We start from the raw sequence: 18,494 nt of genomic DNA on the forward strand, positions 1-18,494 counted from the left end.
GAGCGCCGCGCCCATGCACCCGGCCACCGTCATTCCGCAGCGCGCCCGGCGCACCCTCGCGGCTCCCGCGCTGACGCGCTGGCTGCTCATCGGCGGGGCGCTCGCCTTCCTGGGCGTCTTCCTCGTCGTGCCGCTGGTGGCCGTGTTCACCTACGCCCTGCAGAAGGGCGTAGGCGCGTACCTGGCGGCCCTGGGCGATCCCGAGACGGTGTCCGCCATCCGCCTCACGCTCCTGGCCGCCGCCATCGCCGTGCCGCTCAACCTGGTGTTCGGGCTGGCCGCCGCGTGGCTCATCGCGCACTTCCGCTTCCGGGGGCGGGACGTGCTGCTCACGCTCATCGACCTGCCCTTCAGCGTGTCGCCCGTCATCGCGGGGCTCATCTTCGTGCTGCTCTTCGGCCGGCAGGGCTGGTTCGGCCCGTGGCTGGCCGAGCGGGGACTTCAAATCATCTTCGCGGTGCCCGGCATCGTGCTGGCCACGGTGTTCGTCACCTTCCCCTTCGTGGTGCGCGAGGTGCTGCCCGTCATGCAGGCACAGGGGCAGGACGAGGAGGAGGCGGCGCTGTCGCTGGGGGCCAGTGGCTGGCGCACCTTCTGGCACGTGACGCTGCCCAAGGTGAAGTGGGGCGTGCTCTACGGCGTGCTGCTGTGCAACGCGCGCGCGATGGGCGAGTTCGGCGCGGTGTCGGTCGTCTCCGGACACGTGCGCGGGGTGACCAACACCCTGCCGCTGCACGCGGAGATCCTCTACAACGAATACAACCTCGCGGGAGCGTTCTCCGTGGCCTCGCTGCTCACGCTGCTCGCGCTGATCACCCTGGCCATCAAGAAGTACGTCGAGTGGAGGGCCGAGTCCCCATGAGTGTCATCGTCGAGCACCTGACCCGGCAGTTCACGCAAGGTGGGACACCCGCCGTGTCGGACGTGTCCTTCCAAGCGCCCTCGGGGGCCATCACCACGCTGCTGGGCCCCTCGGGGGCGGGCAAGAGCACGCTGCTGCGGATCATCGCGGGGCTGGAGCTGCCGGACGCTGGGCGCGTGCTCATCGAGGGCGTGGATTGCACGAACATGCCCGTGCAGCAGCGCGGCATCGGGGTCGTCTTCCAGAGCTACGCGCTCTTCAAGCACATGACGGTGCGCAAGAACCTGGCCTTCGGGCTGGAGACGCGCCGGCTGCCGCGCGCCGAGGTGGAGGCGCGCGTGGAGGAGATGCTCAAGCTCGTGCAATTGGAGGAGCTGGGCGAGCGCTACCCCGGGCAGCTCTCGGGAGGACAGCGCCAGCGCGTGGCGTTCGCACGGGCGCTCGCCATCCGGCCCAAGCTGCTGCTGTTGGACGAGCCCTTCGGCGCGCTGGACAGCCGCGTACGCGTGGAGCTGCGCGAGTGGCTCCAGTCCCTGCACGAGCGCACGGGTGTCACCACGCTGCTCGTCACGCACGACCAGGAGGAGGCGCTGGAGATCTCCCAGCACGTGGTGGTGCTGAGCGAGGGGCGGGTGGCGCAGGAGGGGCCGCCGGAGGAAATCTATGATCGCCCCGCCACGCCCTTCGTGGCCTCCTTCGTGGGGGGCACGAGCGTGCTGCGCGGACAGGTGCGGTCGGGCCGGGCTCGGGTGGGCTCGCTGGAGGTGGAGGCGCCCCAGAGCGCGCGCGAGGGAGAGACGGTTCAGGCCTTCGTCCGCCCGCATGACATCAAGCTCGTCAAACCGGCGCAGGGCGCGGAGGAGCCCGCGACGAGCCTGGTGAAGCGACTCAAGCCCGTGGGCGGTTACGTGAAGGTGCTGCTCAAGCTGCCCACCGGGGAGAGCATGGCCGTCGAGGTGCCGCGCGCCGAGTTCGACAAGCTGGGCGTCGTCGAGGGAGACCTCGTGCATGCCGACGTGCGCATGGCCAAGGTGTTCGTCGGCGACTACGTCATCTGACGTGACTGTCCGGGAGGCCCCTGGCTGGTCATCCTTCAGGTTTCGCCAACAATCCGGGACAGATGGCGAACCCAGTGGCGCATGATGTCCCTGTCCACGGAGAACCTGTTGGTGTGCTGCTCGTAGAGGAACGGCTCCAGCAGGTGCGCCAGCGCCAGGTACTGGGGCAGGTGGTGCTCCTTCGCGGTATCGATGGCATCAGGCCACTCGCCGAGGGAGAGCAGCAGGCGCTCGCCCTCCAGGGGATGGAAGGAGACACCAGGAAAGGAGAGTTCGTGGCGAAGACGCTCGATACCTCCGAGTTCGCCAAGCAGGGGCTGACCCAGGAAGGTGAGCCAGTAGGCACCTCGGGCACGGGTACCGATGATCCGGCTGGTGTCACCCAGGTGATAGAGATCCAGACCCGGATAACGCTCGAGGAGGTCGGAGAGCTCCCGACGACCGGCGTACCAGGACCCCTGATGACCGACGAAGGCGAGGCTGGCATACCCAAAGCTGAAGGGCAGCTCGCGGGCGAGTTCGAGGGCCAGGGCACGCAGATGGGCAGGGCCGTGCTCCAGGAGGTACTCGGTGGGAAAGGTGAAGCTCACCGCACTAGTGGCCCCCTCGTCGCGAGTGAAGATGAGATCCTCGAGCTTCCGGCCGTCATAATTGAAGTGATAGCCGCCCGCTTCGCCAGGATCCTCGGAGAGATCAACGAGCCACTCCAGTCCCCAGGGGCGTTCGAGTATTTGCTTGCGGATGACCTCCCAGCCCTTGTCATCGAGCGGGACCATGTCTCCATCATCCGAGACATACCAGTTCAGAGACTGGGGAGGGATGGCGCGAAGGTAGTTCTGCAAGGCCCGCCACACGGCGGGGGCTACCTCTTTGTGGGAACGGCGCATGAAGAAACAGAGGATGACGCCGTCGCGGGCCACCACCTTCCTCCCGTCCTTCGTCCGCAAGCGGATGACGGGAATGTTCTCCCTCATTGAATCACCCCTGTCATCGGAGAGATGAGAAACACCTCTCCCCCCAGTGCTTGCCTGTAGATCTCGCCTTGATTGAAGCCGGCATAGGCGCTGCTCTCTCCATAACGCGTCCACCGCGGCTCGTTGGTGTCGGGGCAAGGAAACTTGTAGTCCAGGGTGAGCACCGACCGCAGAAGGTTGCGATCGGCATGAAGGACGATGTCCGGTTTGATGGTGCGCCACAGCGCGCGGGTGCAGCCCTCGGCGAGGAGGCGCGCCTCCTCCTCCCGACTGACCGTCTCGAGGATCTCGGCATACTTATAGTAGCGGTAGCGCTGCTCGATGCTGAAAGGCGCGGGCCACAGTTGCTCGAGAACCTCGCGAGCGCACTGGAGGGCAAGAGCATGCTTTCGCTGACCCAGGAGCATGGCCCGGGTGATGCGCCCACCGCAGCCATCCACATCCACCTCCTCGCCACACTCCGCACGAGTCGGGGAGCGGTTGCCAAAGAAAGAGAAGTTCACCTGGTGCTCGGCTTGTCTGGCACACTCCGCGAGGCGCTCCTCGAAGTCACTCACCGCATTATCGCTCTTGAGCAGGGTGAGCAGGAGCGGAACATTCCGGGCGAAGCTGGACGCCACGACCCGAGTAGCGGCGGGGGCAACAGGACTCGCGACTTCGCCCACGACGACCGCTTGGCGGAGCTGGGCAGCGCGTACCGAGTCGAGACGCAATTCCCCGCGCCCGAACCGTTGAGGACCGCTGACACAACCCGCGAGCAGGACACTGGCCAGAAACAGGTGTGCGAACCTCCAGCACACGGTTCGACGATCGGACATGTTCGCCTCCAAGGCGACAAGGGCTTCTTCACGAGCGCGGCGTTCACCCACCATACCCAGGCCACACTCACCCGGGCCGGTACTCGTGGATCCACACGAACTCGAAGCCCCAGGTGAAGAGCAGCCGGTGACGGGAGAGGAGCACGAAGTCCTCGGCCTCGATGGGGTGCGCCACCGTGAGGAAGCGCGTGCCCGGCGCGCAGGTGCGGAAGCGCTCGACGAGCTTCGCCTTCGTCTCCGGGGTGAGCGCCAGCCAGTTGGTGAAGACGTGCGTGGCGCCGCTCAGGTCCGCTTGGGCCGCGTCTCCCTGCACGAGCGTGATACCAGCGGGCTCGAGCCGCTTCGCCACGCTCTCCACGTGGCTGGCGATGAGCTCCACGCCCACCGCCTCCGCCCCCAGCCAGCGCGCCGCGATGAGCACCCGCCCCCGCCCCGCCCCCAGGTCCACCAGCCGGCTGCCCGGACCCAGCCCCGCTCGCCGGAACGCCCACAGCGCCGTCATCAGCGGCGTCTCGCCGTAGATGAGCTCCCGGAAGCGCTGACCCGTGCTCCGCAGCGCCCGCACCACCTCGAACGTGCGCCTGGCCCGGTAGGGTGAGCGCAGGCACTCGGCGAGCCAGATGCCCAGGTAGGGCCGCAACAGCCAGGGACGCCCGAGCACCAGCACCAGGTCCGTGAACCGCGCGAAGATGCCGACGAGCAGGGCCCAGAGCAGGACGACGAGCTTCTGGAAGAAGGGCAGCTCGAACTCCTCCAGGTCCTCCTGGTCGCGCTTCCGGGCTTCCGAATCGAGGGATGGCGTCATACCGAGGAGCCCTTCTCCCACATGAGCGGCTCGCTCCAAGGGGTGCCGGATGACGGCAGAATCCTCCAAAAGTGAAGTCGTGGGGAACTCAACGAACTCTCGTTCCGTCACTCGGAGGGCACCCCACCCAGGGACAGGCCAGGAAGATCCTGGGAACGCCAAGGTATTGATTTTTCAGAACAGGTAGGACTTGGATGCGCGACTCCGTGCAGCGCCGGGACAGGCGGTCACCGGTAGAATTCAGGGACACTGTAGAAATGAAGCCAATCGACGAAACGGCCGAGTCGCCCACGACTGTGGGCAGGGACAACAAGGCCCCTCTGGGTGAGGTCCTGGAGTTCATGCGGCTGCTGTGGGCGGTCGACCACGGCTTGCAGTCCACCTCCAAGCGCATGGAGTCCACGCTGGGTCTGACCGGTCCACAGCGGCTGGTGCTCCGGCTGGTGGGGCGATTTCCCGGCATCACCGCGGGCCGGCTCGCGCAGATCATGCACGTGCACCCCAGCACGCTCACCGGCGTGCTCAAGCGCATGGAGAAGCGGGGCCTGCTCGAGCGCAAGTCGGATCCGCTCGACGGACGCAAGGCCCTCTTCGCCCTCACCGAGGCGGGCCGTACCATGGATGTGCCCGCCACGGGGACCGTGGAGGCCGCCGTGGAGCGAGTGCTCTCGCGCCTGTCTCGGGCCCGGCTCCAGGCCGCCCAGGAGGCCCTGACGGCGCTCGCCGAGGAGCTGGGTGGAGCGGATGCGCCGGGCGAGTACGCCCAGGGCCCCTCGCTGGCCAAGGAGGAAGCGTCCGCGCAGTCGGGCGATGACGCACCAGCCAGCCCCACCCCCCAGCGCTGAACACCCGCCCCAAGCTTCCAACGCCGGACACGGACGGCGGAAGCCCGCCCGCTCGGGGCGCAAGACAGCGCGCCACGCGCTCGAGCCTGCTACAGATCGGAAATAGGCGACCCTGTCGGGGGTTGCCACACGACCGAGCGGACGAGACAGCGTGAACATCGAATCCCCGCAGCCCCCAGGTCCCGAACTTCCTCCCCCACCGCCACCACCTCCGGCGCCTCCCGCGGTGCGCTCTGTCGGGCCGCGCCCCTCCGGCGTCGTGGAGTTGCTGGCCGCGGTGCGCGCGCGCCAACGCCGTCAGCTCTGGCTCCAGGGCGCGCTGCTCGGAGTCGCGCTGTGCCTCGGGCTGTGGGTGGCCGGAGGCTTCCTCGCCCTGCTCACGCCCACGGGAGGCCGCTGGGTGATGATGCTCGCGCCCGTGGCGGGCGCGCTGCTCGCCGTGGGCTTCGGTGTCGGGCTCTCCCTGCGTACCGTGGGCGATGACTTCCGGACCGCGCGCCTCATCGGCGAGCGCCAGCCCGCCCTGTCGCTGGACGTGCTCGCCGCGGTGGAGCTGGCCCGGGAGCAGGACCGGCAGCCGGGTCACTCCCCCATCCTCGCCGACGCCTTCCTGCGCCAGATGGACGCGCGCGTGCGGCAGGTGGACGTGGGCCAGGTGGTGGATGGCTCGCGGGTGAAGCAGGCCGGGCTCGTGCTCGGCGGGACGGTGCTCGTGCTCGCGTGCGTGCTCCTGCTCGCCGGTACGCACTGGCGCCTGGGGTGGAACAAGGCGCTCGAGTCACTCAACCCCATCGCCCAGACCGAGACGCGCGAGCCCATCACCGGCGACATCGAGATCACCTACCGCTACCCGGCGTACACGGGGCTCACCCCGCGCACCGTGCCAGGCACCAACGGCGAGGTGAGCGCTCCGGCGGGCACCGAGGTGCAGCTCAAGACGCGCTCGGACCGGGAGGTGCGGCGCGCGGAGCTGATCGTCAACGGCGAGACGCTCCCGCTCACCGTCACGGACAAGCGCGAGCTGGTGGGTTCCTTCGTCGCGAAGAAGGCGGGCAGCTACCACTTCGTCTTCTACGACACCGGCCGCGCTCCCCTGGCCACCGGGCCGGACATCCCGCTCAACGTGGAGGCGGATGCCCCGCCCCAGGTGCAGCTGCTCACGCCCGCGGCGGAGCTCGAGATCGACCCCGGCCAGCAGGTGGTGCTCAAGTACGAGGCCAGCGACGACTATGGCCTCAACGGCCTCGCGCTCGTCTTCCGCGTGCCGGGCTCCAAGGAGGAGTCGCGCATCCCCCTGCCCCGCGCGGATGGCCGCCGCGACAAGGGCACCTACAACTGGAACCTCGGCACGCTGAAGGTGCAGCCGGGAGACCGCATCTCCTACTTCATCGAGGCGAAGGACAACGACGCGGTGGAGGGCCCCAAGCGGGGCGTGAGCCGCACCCAGGTGCTGCGCGTCTACAGCGCCGCCGAGCACCTGCGCGCCGCGCTGCAGAAGGTCGAGGCCCTCTGGGGCCGCATGGTGGACCACCTGGCCGACCGGCTCGAGGGCCCCGAGCGCGAGAAGATTCGGGACGCGAAGAAGGTGCTCGCCGCGCAGGCGGTGGACACGAGTGGCCAGACGCTGGTGGCGGACCTGGGCACGCTCGCCCAGGAGCTGCGCCGCGAGCGCGATACCCCGGCCGAGCTCGTCACCGCGCTCACCAACATCGCCAGCACGCTGGGCCAGCGCGTGCGCGCCACCTCGGACTTCCGCCGCGTCTACCAGCGCACCCAGCAGCGCCAGGCCGGCGGTGACTTCGGCATCGGCGAGCGCCTGGGCGCGCTCGTCAACGAGGAGATCACCGAGCTGGAAAAGGACGTGCTCTACCTGGAGTCGCTCCTGGACCGGCAGAAGCTCGAGGCGCTACAGGAGCTGGCCAAGCAGCTCGCCAACGAGCGCCGGGAGCTGGCCAACCTCATCGAGGAGTACAAGTCCAAGCCCGACGAGCAGACGCGCGAACAGGTGATGCAGCAGATCCAGCAGATGCGCGCGCGCATCGAGGAGCTGATGCAGCGCATGGCCGAGCTGCGCCGGGGCATCCGCGACGAGCACCTCAACGCCGAGGCCCTTCAGGACATGATGAAGGACCAGGACATGCAGAGCGCGCTGGATGACGTGGAGCGGCTCATGCGCGAGGGCAAGACGGACGAGGCGCTCGCCAAGCTCCAGGAGCTGTCCATGCAGATGGACGAGATGCTCAATGGCCTCAACGACGCGCAGGAGCAGTTCGGCGGCGAGCAGTTCCCCGAGCTCACGCAGAAGTTCGGCCAGTTCATGAGCGACCTGGAGAAGACGGCCAAGGAGCAGCAGCGCGTGGCCGACGCCACCCAGGCCATCCGGGATCAGGCCAAGAAGCAGAACCAGGACCGGCTCGCCGAGCGCGGCAAGGCGATGAAGGAGGAGCTGCAGCGGCAGATCGAACAGGTGCAGAAGGACTACCAGGAGCTGCGGCCGGATCAGCTCAGCAGCCGCGCCTCCTTCCCGCTGGAGCAGGCCCAGTCGGAGCTGGAGAACGCGAAGAACGCGCTCAAGGTGGACGACTACGACCTGGCGGCGGAGTCCACCCAGCGCGCCGCCGAGGCCGCCCAGCAGCTCGCCCACTACGGCGAGCAGCAGCGCTCGCTGGACGAGATGTACGGCAACCCGCCCGCGGTGCGCCGCCAGTCGGCGGAGCTCGCCGAGCGGTTGGAGGACGACGCGCGCACCATGGAGGAGGTCAATCGCAAGCTCCAGTCGCTCTTCCCGCCTCCCGGCTCGCAGCTCAGCCCCCAGGAGAAGCAGCAGTTGCAGCAGCTCGCCGAGGAGCAGCAGTCGTTGGAGCAGCAGTCCAAGGGCCTGCGCCAGCAGATGGAGGAGATGGAGCAGATGGCGCCCCTGTTCGGCCAGGAGGCCGGCGAGCAGATGGAGGAGATTGGCCGGCGCATGGGCGAGGCCGCGCAGCGCATGCAGGGCAAGGACGCCAACCGGGGTCACGGCGAGCAGCAGGCGGCGCTCGAGGGGCTGCGCCAGTTCCAGAAGCAGATGAAGGAGAGCCAGCAGCGCAAGGGCAAGGGACGCGGGCTGCCACTGCCCATGGGCATGGGCTCGGGCCGCGGACAGGGCAACGGCCAGGATCCGCGCGACAAGGTGGAGATCCCCGACGAGGAGGCCTACCAGGCGCCGCGCGAGTTCCGCAAGGACTTGCTCGACGCCATGAAGGAAGGCACGCCGGAGAAGTACCGGGATCAGGTGAAGCGCTACTACGAGGAGCTGGTGAAGTGATGACGCGTGCCGCGAGCACATCCCTGTTGCTGCTGGCGCTGGTGCTGAGCACTCCCCTGGGCGCGCGCGCCCAGGAGTCGAAGAACGAGGCCAAGGAGCAGCTGGGCAAGGTGGAGTCGGCGCTGGACAACTGGGACGTGCCCACCGCGCGCCGCGAGCTGACGGCGCTCGAGGGCCTCGTCCCGGAGGACATCGAGCCGCTCAAGTACTTCCAGGGCCGCGTCGCCTTCGAGGAGGGCAACTACCCGGAGGCCGTGGAGCTCCTGAAGAAGGCCCGCATCGAGGACAAGCCGGGCAGCTACATGCGGCTGGCCAAGGACACGCGCGACATCGTCAAGGGCCACCGCCACGTGGAGAGCGAGCACTTCATCTTCTACTACCCTCCGGGCAAGGACGAGGTGCTGGCGCCCTACGCGCTGGAGACGCTGGAGTCCATCCACCGCGCGCTCGCCGAGGACCTGGGCCACCGGCCTCCGGGCAAGGTGCGCGTGGAGGTGGTGAACAACGCACGCGAGCTGTCCAAGGTGAGCACCCTCACCTACCAGCAGATCCAGACGACGGGCACCATCGCCATCTGCAAGTTCAACAAGCTCATGGTGACGAGCCCCAAGGCCGTGGCGCGCGGCTATGACTGGCAGGACACGCTCGCGCACGAGTACATCCACCTGGTCGTCAGCCAGATGAGCCACAACACCGTGCCCATCTGGCTGCACGAGGGCCTGGCCAAGTTCCTCGAGTCGCGCTGGCGCGGCAAGCCCGGGCTCGCCATGACGCCCTCCACGCTGGCGCTGCTCGGGCGACGGGTGAAGGAGGACAAGCTCATCCCCTTCGAGAAGATGCACCCGTCCATCGCCATGCTGCCCACCGCCGAGGACGCCGCCACCGCCTTCGCCGAGGTCTATTTCGCCATCGACTACGTCTACAAGACCCAGGGCAACAGGGGCCTGCGCGACATCATCCTCGGCCTGCGCGATGGCAAGCAGGACCGCAAGGCGGTGGAGGGCGCCACGAGCATGCCCTTCGCCCAGTTCGAGAAGAACTGGCTCGCGCACATCAAGCAGCAGCCCTTTCCCCAGGAGCTGCTGCCGCCCGAGGAGGTCGTGCTCAAGGAGAACGCCAAGGAGCCGGACGACAAGAAGAAGGGTCGGGAGATCTCCTTCGGCGACTTCGCGGAGGTGACGGAGATACCGGCGCGCAAGTTCGCGCACCTGGGCGAGCTCATGCGCGAGCGCAACCGCATCAAGGCCGCCGCCGAGGAGTACTCGCGCGCGCACAAGCTCGTGGGCGACAAGTACGAGTCCGTGTCCAACAAGTACGCGCTCGCGCTGCTGGAGCTGCGGCGGCTGGACGAGGCGGAGCAGGTGCTGCGCGGCTCGCTGCGCGTGCACCCGGGCTCCCCCACCACCAACGTGCACCTGGGCCGCATCTTCCTGCACCGCGCGGACTACCAGAAGGCCCGCCAGTCCTACCTGGATGCCCTCTCCTCGGACCCGTTCGATCCGGAAATCCATATCGCGCTCACCCGCATCCACGGAGAGCTCGGCGAGACGACGCTCGCCAGCCGCGCCCGCAGCGCGAGTGCGGCCCTCACCGGGATGACCCCGGACGAGGTCAGCGCCAGCGCCCGGGCCTTCCTGCGCGACGACTCGGAGCTCGTGAACGCCGGGAACGTCGGCGTGGAAGAGCCGGAGGGCAAGGCACCCGCCGCCCCCAAGGATGGTGGCCACTGACGTCCCGGCGTCAGCCGCACCATCGGTACGGACGCTCGCGCGCATAAGCACGCGAGCACTCGCGCCCGCACATTCTTTCAGGGCACCGTCCAAAGGTGCCCGTTAGTGTCGCGCGGCGCCCTCGGGTCCAAGAATCGATCCGGCGCTTGCAGTGTTGTCCTTCACCTTTCGGAGAGCTCTCCCCATGCCGACCGTTCAAGCCTACGCCGCCCCCAGCGCCAAGGCCCCCCTGGCACCCTTCTCGTTCGAGCGCCGCGAGCCCGGCCCTCACGACGTGCTCATCGACATCCTCTTCTGTGGCGTGTGCCACTCGGACATCCACACGGTGCGCGACGAGTGGGGCAAGGCGAAGTACCCGCTCGTGCCCGGCCATGAAATCGTCGGCAAGGTCGCCCAGGTGGGCAAGTCCGTCACCCGCTACAAGGTCGGCGACTCCGTGGGCGTGGGCTGTTTCGTGGACTCCTGCCGCGAGTGCGACAACTGCAAGGCAGGCGAGGAGCAGTACTGCGACCGGGGCATGGTGGGCACGTACAACGCCAAGGATCGCCAGGGCACCGTCACCCAGGGTGGCTACTCCACCCGCATCACCGTGGACGAGCAGTACGTGCTGCGCATCCCCGACTCTCTCCCGCTGGATCGCGCCGCGCCACTGTTGTGCGCGGGCATCACCACCTACTCGCCCCTGCGCCACTTCGGCGTGAAGGCCGGGGACAAGGTGGCCGTGGTGGGCCTCGGCGGGCTCGGCCACATGGGCGTGAAGCTCGCCAAGGAGATGGGCGCCGAGGTCACCGTGCTGAGCACCTCGGAGAAGAAGCGCGAGGACGCGCTCGCCCTGGGCGCCAGGCACTTCGCCGCCACGTCCGACAAGGACACGTTCAAGAAGCTCGCGGGCTCCTTCAACTTCATCCTCGACACCGTCTCCGCCCCACACGACTACAACGCCTACCTCGGCCTGCTGAAGGTGGATGGCACCATGGTGCTCGTGGGCCTGCCCGAGGCTCCCGTGCCCCTGGCCGCTGGACCCCTCGTCTTCCGTCGGCGCCGGCTCGCCGGCTCGCTCATCGGTGGCATCCGCGAGACCCAGGAGATGCTCGACTTCTGCGGCAAGCACAACGTGGCCGCGGACATCGAGGTCATCCCCGTCCAGAAGATCAACGAGGCCTACGAGCGCATGATCAAGAGCGACGTGCGCTACCGCTTCGTGATCGACATCGCCAGCCTGCGCAAGTGAGCCGGCTCGCGCGTTGAGCGGCTATCCTCGGGGAAAGCAGTCCCCAGGAGAGAACGCCCCATGGCCGAGCGCGTCGTGAAGTGCCCCCAGTGCAACGCCCCCCTCGCCCCGGGGCGCTTCGCCCGCTCGACTGTCTGTGGCTACTGCGGCACCACCGTCCAGATCGACCCGAGCGCCGTCTCCGTCGCGCGCTACCGGCAGGCCCTCCAGGAGTGGGAGGACCCCGCCCGCCACGGCTACTCGCAGTGGTGGACCGTCGGCACCGGCCACTGGGCTCCCGGCCCCCTCATCGCGCGGGGAGAGATCTCGGACGTCTACGCCGCCGAGCGGGCCCGGCGGCCCACCGAGCGCATCCTGATGAAGGTGCTGCGCGACCCCGAGCACGCGCCGCTCCTGGAGCACGAGTGGCGGATGCTCGTGGAACTCCAAGCGGCCATCGGGAACGAGGCCCCGGCCTTCCTCACCCACCTGCCCCAGCCCGTGGCCCACGGCACCCTGCGAGGGGGACCGTACGAGGGCCGCCAGGCCCTGCTCGTGCGCCAGACTCCTGGCTACCTCCACACCTTCGAGGCCGTGCGCCGGGTGCATGCCTCGGGTGTCGATCCGCGCGTGTCCGTGTGGATGTGGCGGCGCATCCTGGAGACGCTCGCGGTGCTGCACCGCGCGGGCTACGTGCACGGCGCGGTGCTGCCCCCGCACCTGCTCGTGCAACACGGCGAGCATGGCGTGCGGCTCGTGGGCTTCAGTTGCGCGGACCGCGTGAAGGGAGCCCGCCTGCGCGCCATCTGCACGCGCTACGAGGACTTCTATCCCGCGAGCCTCCTGGACTCCCAGCGGCCCACGCCCATGGACGACGTGCGGATGAGCGCCCGGTGCATCATCTCGGTGCTCGGCGGAGATCCCGTCCGGGCCACCCTCCCCCGCTCGGTCCCCGGTGCCCTGGCGACCCTCCTCGAGCGCGCCGCGGTGGGAGAGGAGGGCGAGGGAGAGCGGGACCTGGCCTGGACACTTCGCGAGCGCGTTGGTGAAGTGAGCGCCGCGGTCTACGGACACCCGGGCTTCCATCCACTCGTGATGCCCTGAGCCCGTCCACGGCCGTCCACAGACGCGAGGAGCACGCACATGGGGTACGGCAACTACAGCAACCAGGCCCACGAAGCCCTCCTGAAGGACCGCGCCCAGGTACCGGTGCAGGAGGTCTTCCAGCAGCGCAAGTGCCACCCACTGATGAACCCCAAGGGCATCCGCGTGCGCGAGTCCCGCGACAGCGCCGAGCACCCCAACTCCCTGGGCATCGTCTTCGCGCTGGACGTCACGGGCTCCATGGGGACCATTCCCAAGCTGATGGCCACCGAGTTGCTGCCCAAGTTCATGAAGGTCCTCACCGACTGCAAGGTGGCGGACCCCCAGTTGCTCTTCATGGCCGTGGGCGATGCCTACAGCGACGAGGCGCCGCTGCAGGTGGGCCAGTTCGAGACCACCGCCGAGCTGATGGATCAATGGCTCACCTGGAGCTACCTCGAGGGGCGCGGCGGCGGCACCGGACAGGAGAGCTACGAGCTGGGCCTGTACCTGCTCGCCGAGCACACGGCGATGGACTGCTTCGAGAAGCGCAAGAAGAAGGGCTACCTCTTCATGACGGGCGACGAGTTGCCCTACCCCATCCTCTCCAAGCACATCGTCGAGGGCATCATCGGTGACCGGCTCGACGAGGACCTGAAGATCGAGGAGATCGTCGCCGAGCTACAGAAGTCCTTCGTGCCCTTCTTCGTCATCCCCGACGCGAAGCGCCGCGCGAAGTGCGAGTCTCGCTGGCGTGAGTTGATCGGCGACCATGTGCTGTGCATGGAGTCCGCCGAGGACATCTGCTTCGTGTCCGCGGGGGCCATCTGCCTCTACGAGGGGCTCGTCCCCGACATCGATGGCCTCGGCCGTGTCCTCCAGGAGGCGAACGTGCCCCGTCCGTCCGTGCATGCGACGCTGCGCGCCCTGACGCCGCTGGCCGAGGCACTCGGCCGCTCGGGAGGGCCCGCGCTGGAGGGGGCGCCGGCGTCCGAGGGGGTCCTGCAGCGGCTCGTCCGCATCCTCAAGTGAAGGCTCCGAGCGGCCAGCGGCGCGCCTCCATCGTCATCGACCTGGGATTCGGCGACGCGGGCAAGGGGCTGATGACGGACTACCTCGTGCGGCGCGACCGGGCGTCGCTCGTGGTGCGCTACAACGGCGGCGCGCAGGCGGGCCACAACGTCGTCACCTCGGAGGGCCAGCACCACACCTTCGCGCAGTTCGGCGCGGGGACGTTCGTCCCCGGGGTGCGCACCTTCCTCGCCCACCCCTTCCTGCTCCACCCCACCGCGCTGCTGCTCGAGGGCGAGGCGCTGCGCGCCCAGGGCGTGGGAGACGTGTTCTCGCGCCTGCGGGTCAGCGAGCGCGCGCGGGTCATCACCCCCTTCCACCAGGCCGCCAACCGGCTGCGAGAGCTGGCCCGTGGCGGCTCCCGGCACGGCAGTTGCGGCGTTGGCGTGGGCGAGACCGTGCGGGACGCGCTGGCCTGGCCAGAGGACACCGTGCTCGCGGGAGACCTGCGCGACGTGCCCCGGCTGCGGCGGAAGCTCCAGCGCGTCCGGGAGCGCGAGCACGAGGAGCTGCGGGCCCTGGGAGACTCCCTTCCCGACAGCCCCCAGGTCCGACGCGAGCGCTCCGTCTTCGAGGCCGAGGGCATCATCGACGCGTGGATGGAGCGGGCGACGCGGCTGGAGACACTCGGACTCGTGGCCCCGGACAACCTGCTCGTGCGCTGGATGACCGAGGCCCCCGCCACGGTGTTCGAGGGGGCGCAGGGCGTGCTGCTCGACGAGTGGCGGGGTTTTCACCCGTACACCACCTGGTCCCGCTGCACCGCGGACAACGCGCTCGGCCTCATCACCGAGAGTGGCGTGGACCTGGATGTCCAGCGGGTGGGCGTGCTGCGCAGCCACATGGTGCGGCACGGCGCGGGACCGCTGCCCACGGAGACGGAGGAATTGCGGCCGCTGCTCTCCGAGCACAACACGCTCAATGACTGGCAGGGCCATGTCCGCTATGGCTGGTTCGACGCGGTGCTCGCCCGGTACGCGCTCGATGTCCTGGGCGGAGTGGACGTGCTGGCGATCACCCACCTGGACCTGCTCCGCCGGCTGCGCACCTGGAAGGCCGCGGCGAGTTATCAGGATGGCCCCGTCACCCGGTTGGCCGTGGAACCGAATCCCTCGCTCGAGGGGCAGGCCACACTCACGCGATGGCTCCTCCACGTGACGCCCTCGCTCGAGGAACGCGAGCCCCGGGAGGACCTCGTCCTGGAGCACCTCGAGCAGTTGCTCGACCGGCGAGTGGACCTCGTCTCTCGGGGGCCTCGGGCGGAGGATGTCTCCCCGCTCGCGCCTCAAGAACGGTGCCGCTCGGCGACGCGGTAGAGCTGGGTGAGGGAGAAGTCCAACAACGACTGGCAGGTGCGCATGGCGCGCCAGGCCCGGACGAAGGGCAACCAGACCCGTTCACCCACGCACACCTGGACTTCCTCGAGCTTCTGACGGGGTATCCACTGGCCCCCCAGGTGGCGCACCAGCACCTCGCCCAGGTAGGCGCCCATGGCGGGGACCGCGAGCGCGTCGAGCTTCTCCCGCTCGAACACGCGCGGGAACTCCTCATGCCAGAACTGATAGTCCACGTCCGTGAGGGACTCGGGGGTCGCCTTGAAGACGGAGGGCACCTTCGTGTGCAGCAGCGCCACCAGGTGCTCGGCGAGGTAGCGGTAATGCGCGCGAGCCCGCTCCGGGTCCGCCACGTCCGAGGGCAGCGCGGCGTTGGCGGGAAGCCATTCCTCGGGCTCGGGCGGCTGCCAGACATTGAGCTCGGCGATCTTCCGCTGGCGCTCGTGAATGGCGACGCTGTCCACCACGCGTGAGAGGAGCGACGCCACGTCCGGGTGGAAGCGGGGCTCCACGGGGGCGAGCGTGGCACTGCGCTCGCGCAGGGTGCGCAGTACGGTGTCGAAGTCCAGGTCCGGCCGGAGGTGGGCATGGGCACGGGCCTGGGCGAGGCGCGCCTCGTCGCTGGCGAAGCCCGCCGCCGTGGGCCACGTCACCACGAGCACGGCGCCATTGGGCAACTCCTCCACCCGCCAGGCCGGCGTGGAGAGCACGCGCTCACGCCCCACGGCTTCCACCAGCTTCGGACCGAAGACATTGAGCCAGAACACCTCGTAGACCTTGTCGAATCCGTCCCGGATCGCGGTCTGCATGTCGCGGCCAAAGTTGGGGGCTCCAGCCAACTGGTCATCAGCCACGCTGTGGGCCGAGGCATAGGACACTGGGTAGCGCGAGGCCCAGTCACGCACCATCTCCACGAATCGGTGACAGCGCTCCGCTTCGGTGAAGACGGAGAGTGGTTTTACCTCGATCGTGACGTCCAATTCGGAGGGAAGAGGCGGAAAATAGAGCCTGAGCGTCATGTCCAGCGCGGGCCACTTGGTGCGATACAGCCCGATGGACATACTCCTGTCACCGCGCTCTTCTTCTAGGGCCGTCCAAATGGCGGTATGGCTGTATTTGCGTCGCCGTTTACCCTCAACGACATCCGGCATCCATCCGTCGGCACATTCTTCGAGCACCTGGAAAAAGGGCTTCAACTCGCTCTCCAGTGCCACCTGTGGATCGAAAGTACCGACGAAATCCAGCCGAAGGTAGTCTTCCTCCTTCAAGTCGTGAAACCTCAGCACCTTCATTGAAACGTCACCTCCACTCTCGGAACGTCACGCTGGACTTTGTTCATGGATACATTGAGGCCACGTTCGTTTTTGGGCTTGAGATCGCCCCCCTCATAGAGGAGGCGGACTCTTCGGACTGGAACCTTGCTGCCCTCACGGAGAAGGAACTGAAGCGATGGTCTACGGATGTCCAGCGTCCCACCGTAATACCCCAGGGCGTCCATCGCGTCCGCAATCATCCGCGCTTCCAGAGCCTTGCCTTGCAGTTCCGAGAGATTTCGGCTCTTGAAGCTGAACGTCTCCACACGCGGGAGCTGTCCGGTACTCGGACCCTCTTCGATGACGAGCACATCCGCGAAGCGCAGGCCGCTGCCCTGCTTCCACACGCCCACACTCCTCTCGATGCGCGGCCGGTCGAAGTCCCCGAGAAATTGCCGCTCGGCCCGAGGCCGCGCCGCGTCGGCCCGCAGTCTCTCCACCATGAGTCGCTCGAAGGCCATCCCCCGGGCGAATCCTCCCCGCATCCGCTCGTAGCCCTCCCAACGCAGCGGCCCCTCCACGGCCTTGCCCTGCTTGAGTTCCCCGAGGCGCTCCTCGCGGTAGGCGACGTACTCACTCCAGAGCGGGTTGCCTTCCGCTCCGGGAGGTGGGGCCTCCAGAACGGGCCGCTGCCGCTCCAACACCGCCACATCTCGGGGAAGGCGCGGTCCCGCGACATCCAGCTCCACCCACGCCAGCCGGGCCTCCAGCACCTCTCGGGTGAGCCCCGCCCGCTCATCCACCCACGCTTCCAGGCTCCCGAGACGCTCGGTGCTCAGAGTCCGCTTCGGAGTGGCCACGTCATCCGCCACGGAAGCCACTGTCCCAGGCCCCTTCCCCGTACCTCCCACCGGCGAACCAGAGCGCTGCGGCTTCGTCTGGGACAGCCACACCTGCGCCCGGGCCACATCTCCCCGCGCCTCACGCAAGGCCAGGGCCGCGTCCGCACCTCCCAGGGCCACGAAGTGGGCCGCTTCCCGCCGCGCCCGGATGTCCCGCAGCAACTCCCGCACGCCCTCCACTCCCAGCCGGGCTTCCCACTGCCGTCCCATCTCCTGGAGCACCGCCAGACGCCGAAGCCCTCGCACGCCTCCCGCCCCAAGGCCTGGAGTCCCTCGGGCCTCGGTCAGGGCACGCATGCCCCGGCCACCCGCGTACAGGCCCACCACCACCGCCGCTGGCGCCAGTTCGCGCGTGGCCTGCTCGTATTGGCCCCTCGACAGCGACGCCAGCCCCTGGCCCGTCCCCGCCACCAGGTAGGCGAAGCCCAGCGGCACTCCGAACGTCACCGCATCGAAGCTCCCCATCGCCACGCTGCCCGGGGCGAAGTGCCTCAGCGCCAGGGCCCACTCCACCTCATTCAGCGCCTCCTGGTAGGGCTCGGGCAACTGCTCCCTCCGTACGGACAACTCCGCATAGCGGGCACCGTCACTCACCTGGCTCGTGGACAGCGCATCCCGGGCGGCTCGGCCCAGCCCCCGCAGCACGTCACCCGCCCGCTCTCCCCGCTCCGGATAGGCCGAGAGCGGCATTCCGCGCGTCGCCAACTCCTCGCGCACCTCGGGCATCAGCCCCAGCGTCTGGCCCAACTGCTTGTCCCGAGCCAGCCACCGCAACACCGCGTCCACTTCGTCATCATGGGCCGAGTGCAGCACGTAGAGGGCGAACACCTCGGCGAAGTAGGGGCCATAGCGCTCGGCGACGGCGAGCAGGAAGGAGACGCGCTTGCGGAGGAGCACTCCGGCGGCGTCCGCGCACACGGGCCCGAGTGCACCGAGCCGCATGGCTCGCCAGTCATCCAACGCCTCCACCAGCCGAGGCATGTCCACCCGCTGCTGCAACGCCACGTACTCCGCGGGTGAGGCACACGTCAGGAAGGGGGCCAGCAACGCCTCCGCGTCTCCGGAGGAAAAATCGGGCCAACCCTCTGGCACCGCCACGCCTCCACAAGCCAGCGCCTTCCCCGCCTCCCACACCCCGGGTGGGGAATCCAGCTCAACGGACAAACCGCTCCCTCCCGTCCCCCTCGAGGCGACAGGCCGCGAGTGCAGGCCCCATCCACTCGTCAGGCTTCCGCGCGGCGAGCC

Annotated in this window: 14 protein-coding genes; 9 read left to right on the top strand and 5 right to left on the bottom strand. The window is 68.6% G+C overall.

The annotated features are described in order from the left end of the window. The first annotated feature begins 13 nt into the window (after nucleotides 1-13). Entirely contained in the window at nucleotides 14-862 is an 849-nt protein-coding gene (gene cysW, locus CYFUS_RS46335; protein ID WP_095991060.1) for a sulfate ABC transporter permease subunit CysW, read from the top strand. Then, nucleotides 859-1,920 (top strand): sulfate/molybdate ABC transporter ATP-binding protein, encoded by a 1,062-nt coding sequence (locus tag CYFUS_RS46340; protein WP_095991061.1) that lies wholly within the window; start codon nucleotides 859-861, stop codon nucleotides 1,918-1,920. The genes cysW and CYFUS_RS46340 overlap by 4 nt, the downstream gene beginning before the upstream one ends. A gap of 35 nt (nucleotides 1,921-1,955) precedes the next feature. Here the strand turns inward: CYFUS_RS46340 and CYFUS_RS46345 are convergent, their stop codons facing one another. Genes CYFUS_RS46345 through CYFUS_RS46355 form a run of 3 tightly spaced genes read right to left on the bottom strand, consistent with a single transcriptional unit; the run spans nucleotide 1,956 to nucleotide 4,517 of the window. After that, nucleotides 1,956-2,894, bottom strand: coding sequence for a type VI immunity family protein (locus tag CYFUS_RS46345; protein ID WP_232537200.1), 939 nt, complete (start codon nucleotides 2,892-2,894; stop codon nucleotides 1,956-1,958). Next, nucleotides 2,891-3,766, bottom strand: coding sequence for a hypothetical protein (locus tag CYFUS_RS46350; protein WP_232537201.1), 876 nt, complete (start codon nucleotides 3,764-3,766; stop codon nucleotides 2,891-2,893). Before CYFUS_RS46350 ends, CYFUS_RS46345 begins: the two co-directional genes overlap by 4 nt. A 13-nt stretch (nucleotides 3,767-3,779) precedes the next feature. Then, entirely contained in the window at nucleotides 3,780-4,517 is a 738-nt protein-coding gene (locus CYFUS_RS46355) for a class I SAM-dependent methyltransferase (protein ID WP_232537202.1), read from the bottom strand. Between the two features lie 257 nt (nucleotides 4,518-4,774). Between CYFUS_RS46355 and CYFUS_RS46360 the strand changes: the two genes are divergently transcribed. The 7 genes from CYFUS_RS46360 (at nucleotide 4,775) to CYFUS_RS46390 (ending at nucleotide 15,076) form a co-directional block, all read left to right on the top strand. Next, nucleotides 4,775-5,362 (top strand): MarR family winged helix-turn-helix transcriptional regulator, encoded by a 588-nt coding sequence (locus CYFUS_RS46360; protein WP_232537203.1) that lies wholly within the window; start codon nucleotides 4,775-4,777, stop codon nucleotides 5,360-5,362. A gap of 151 nt (nucleotides 5,363-5,513) precedes the next feature. Next, entirely contained in the window at nucleotides 5,514-8,666 is a 3,153-nt protein-coding gene (locus CYFUS_RS46365) for a DUF4175 family protein (protein ID WP_095991063.1), read from the top strand. Then, nucleotides 8,666-10,396 (top strand): peptidase MA family metallohydrolase, encoded by a 1,731-nt coding sequence (locus CYFUS_RS46370; protein ID WP_095991064.1) that lies wholly within the window; start codon nucleotides 8,666-8,668, stop codon nucleotides 10,394-10,396. Before CYFUS_RS46365 ends, CYFUS_RS46370 begins: the two co-directional genes overlap by 1 nt. 184 nt (nucleotides 10,397-10,580) lie before the next feature. Continuing rightward, nucleotides 10,581-11,627: an NAD(P)-dependent alcohol dehydrogenase gene (locus CYFUS_RS46375; RefSeq protein ID WP_095991065.1), complete on the top strand. Its 1,047-nt coding sequence runs from the start codon at nucleotides 10,581-10,583 to the stop codon at nucleotides 11,625-11,627. A 60-nt stretch (nucleotides 11,628-11,687) separates the two neighbouring features. Then, nucleotides 11,688-12,710: a zinc ribbon domain-containing protein gene (locus CYFUS_RS46380; protein ID WP_095991066.1), complete on the top strand. Its 1,023-nt coding sequence runs from the start codon at nucleotides 11,688-11,690 to the stop codon at nucleotides 12,708-12,710. Between the two features lie 39 nt (nucleotides 12,711-12,749). Then, nucleotides 12,750-13,721, top strand: a complete 972-nt coding sequence (locus tag CYFUS_RS46385; protein WP_095991067.1) for a VWA domain-containing protein — start codon at nucleotides 12,750-12,752, stop codon at nucleotides 13,719-13,721. Then, complete coding sequence (locus tag CYFUS_RS46390; RefSeq protein WP_232537204.1) at nucleotides 13,718-15,076, top strand: adenylosuccinate synthetase; 1,359 nt, start codon at nucleotides 13,718-13,720, stop codon at nucleotides 15,074-15,076. Before CYFUS_RS46385 ends, CYFUS_RS46390 begins: the two co-directional genes overlap by 4 nt. Here CYFUS_RS46390 and CYFUS_RS46395 read toward each other — a convergent pair. Next, nucleotides 15,046-16,386 (bottom strand): hypothetical protein, encoded by a 1,341-nt coding sequence (locus CYFUS_RS46395; RefSeq protein ID WP_095991068.1) that lies wholly within the window; start codon nucleotides 16,384-16,386, stop codon nucleotides 15,046-15,048. The genes CYFUS_RS46390 and CYFUS_RS46395 overlap by 31 nt on opposite strands. Continuing rightward, nucleotides 16,383-18,413 carry a hypothetical protein gene (locus CYFUS_RS46400; RefSeq protein WP_157759055.1) on the bottom strand — a complete coding sequence of 677 codons (2,031 nt, stop codon included), beginning with the start codon at nucleotides 18,411-18,413 and terminating at the stop codon, nucleotides 16,383-16,385. The genes CYFUS_RS46395 and CYFUS_RS46400 overlap by 4 nt, the downstream gene beginning before the upstream one ends. Nucleotides 18,414-18,494: the final 81 nt, after the last annotated feature.

It is taken from the genome of Cystobacter fuscus, from assembly GCF_002305875.1.
GTDB classification, from domain to species: Bacteria; Myxococcota; Myxococcia; order Myxococcales; family Myxococcaceae; genus Cystobacter; species Cystobacter fuscus_A.

What these genes read in the sequence shown, in the direction of transcription:
- cysW (WP_095991060.1), top strand. Translation starts at nt 14, where the DNA reads ATGCACCCGGCCACCGTCATTCCGCAGCGCGCCCGGCGCACCCTCGCG.
- CYFUS_RS46395 (WP_095991068.1), bottom strand. Translation starts at nt 16,386, where the DNA reads ATGAAGGTGCTGAGGTTTCACGACTTGAAGGAGGAAGACTACCTTCGG.
- CYFUS_RS46385 (WP_095991067.1), top strand. Translation starts at nt 12,750, where the DNA reads ATGGGGTACGGCAACTACAGCAACCAGGCCCACGAAGCCCTCCTGAAG.
- CYFUS_RS46380 (WP_095991066.1), top strand. Translation starts at nt 11,688, where the DNA reads ATGGCCGAGCGCGTCGTGAAGTGCCCCCAGTGCAACGCCCCCCTCGCC.
- CYFUS_RS46350 (WP_232537201.1), bottom strand. Translation starts at nt 3,766, where the DNA reads ATGGTGGGTGAACGCCGCGCTCGTGAAGAAGCCCTTGTCGCCTTGGAG.
- CYFUS_RS46375 (WP_095991065.1), top strand. Translation starts at nt 10,581, where the DNA reads ATGCCGACCGTTCAAGCCTACGCCGCCCCCAGCGCCAAGGCCCCCCTG.
- CYFUS_RS46345 (WP_232537200.1), bottom strand. Translation starts at nt 2,894, where the DNA reads ATGAGGGAGAACATTCCCGTCATCCGCTTGCGGACGAAGGACGGGAGG.
- CYFUS_RS46340 (WP_095991061.1), top strand. Translation starts at nt 859, where the DNA reads ATGAGTGTCATCGTCGAGCACCTGACCCGGCAGTTCACGCAAGGTGGG.
- CYFUS_RS46360 (WP_232537203.1), top strand. Translation starts at nt 4,775, where the DNA reads ATGAAGCCAATCGACGAAACGGCCGAGTCGCCCACGACTGTGGGCAGG.
- CYFUS_RS46370 (WP_095991064.1), top strand. Translation starts at nt 8,666, where the DNA reads ATGACGCGTGCCGCGAGCACATCCCTGTTGCTGCTGGCGCTGGTGCTG.
- CYFUS_RS46355 (WP_232537202.1), bottom strand. Translation starts at nt 4,517, where the DNA reads ATGACGCCATCCCTCGATTCGGAAGCCCGGAAGCGCGACCAGGAGGAC.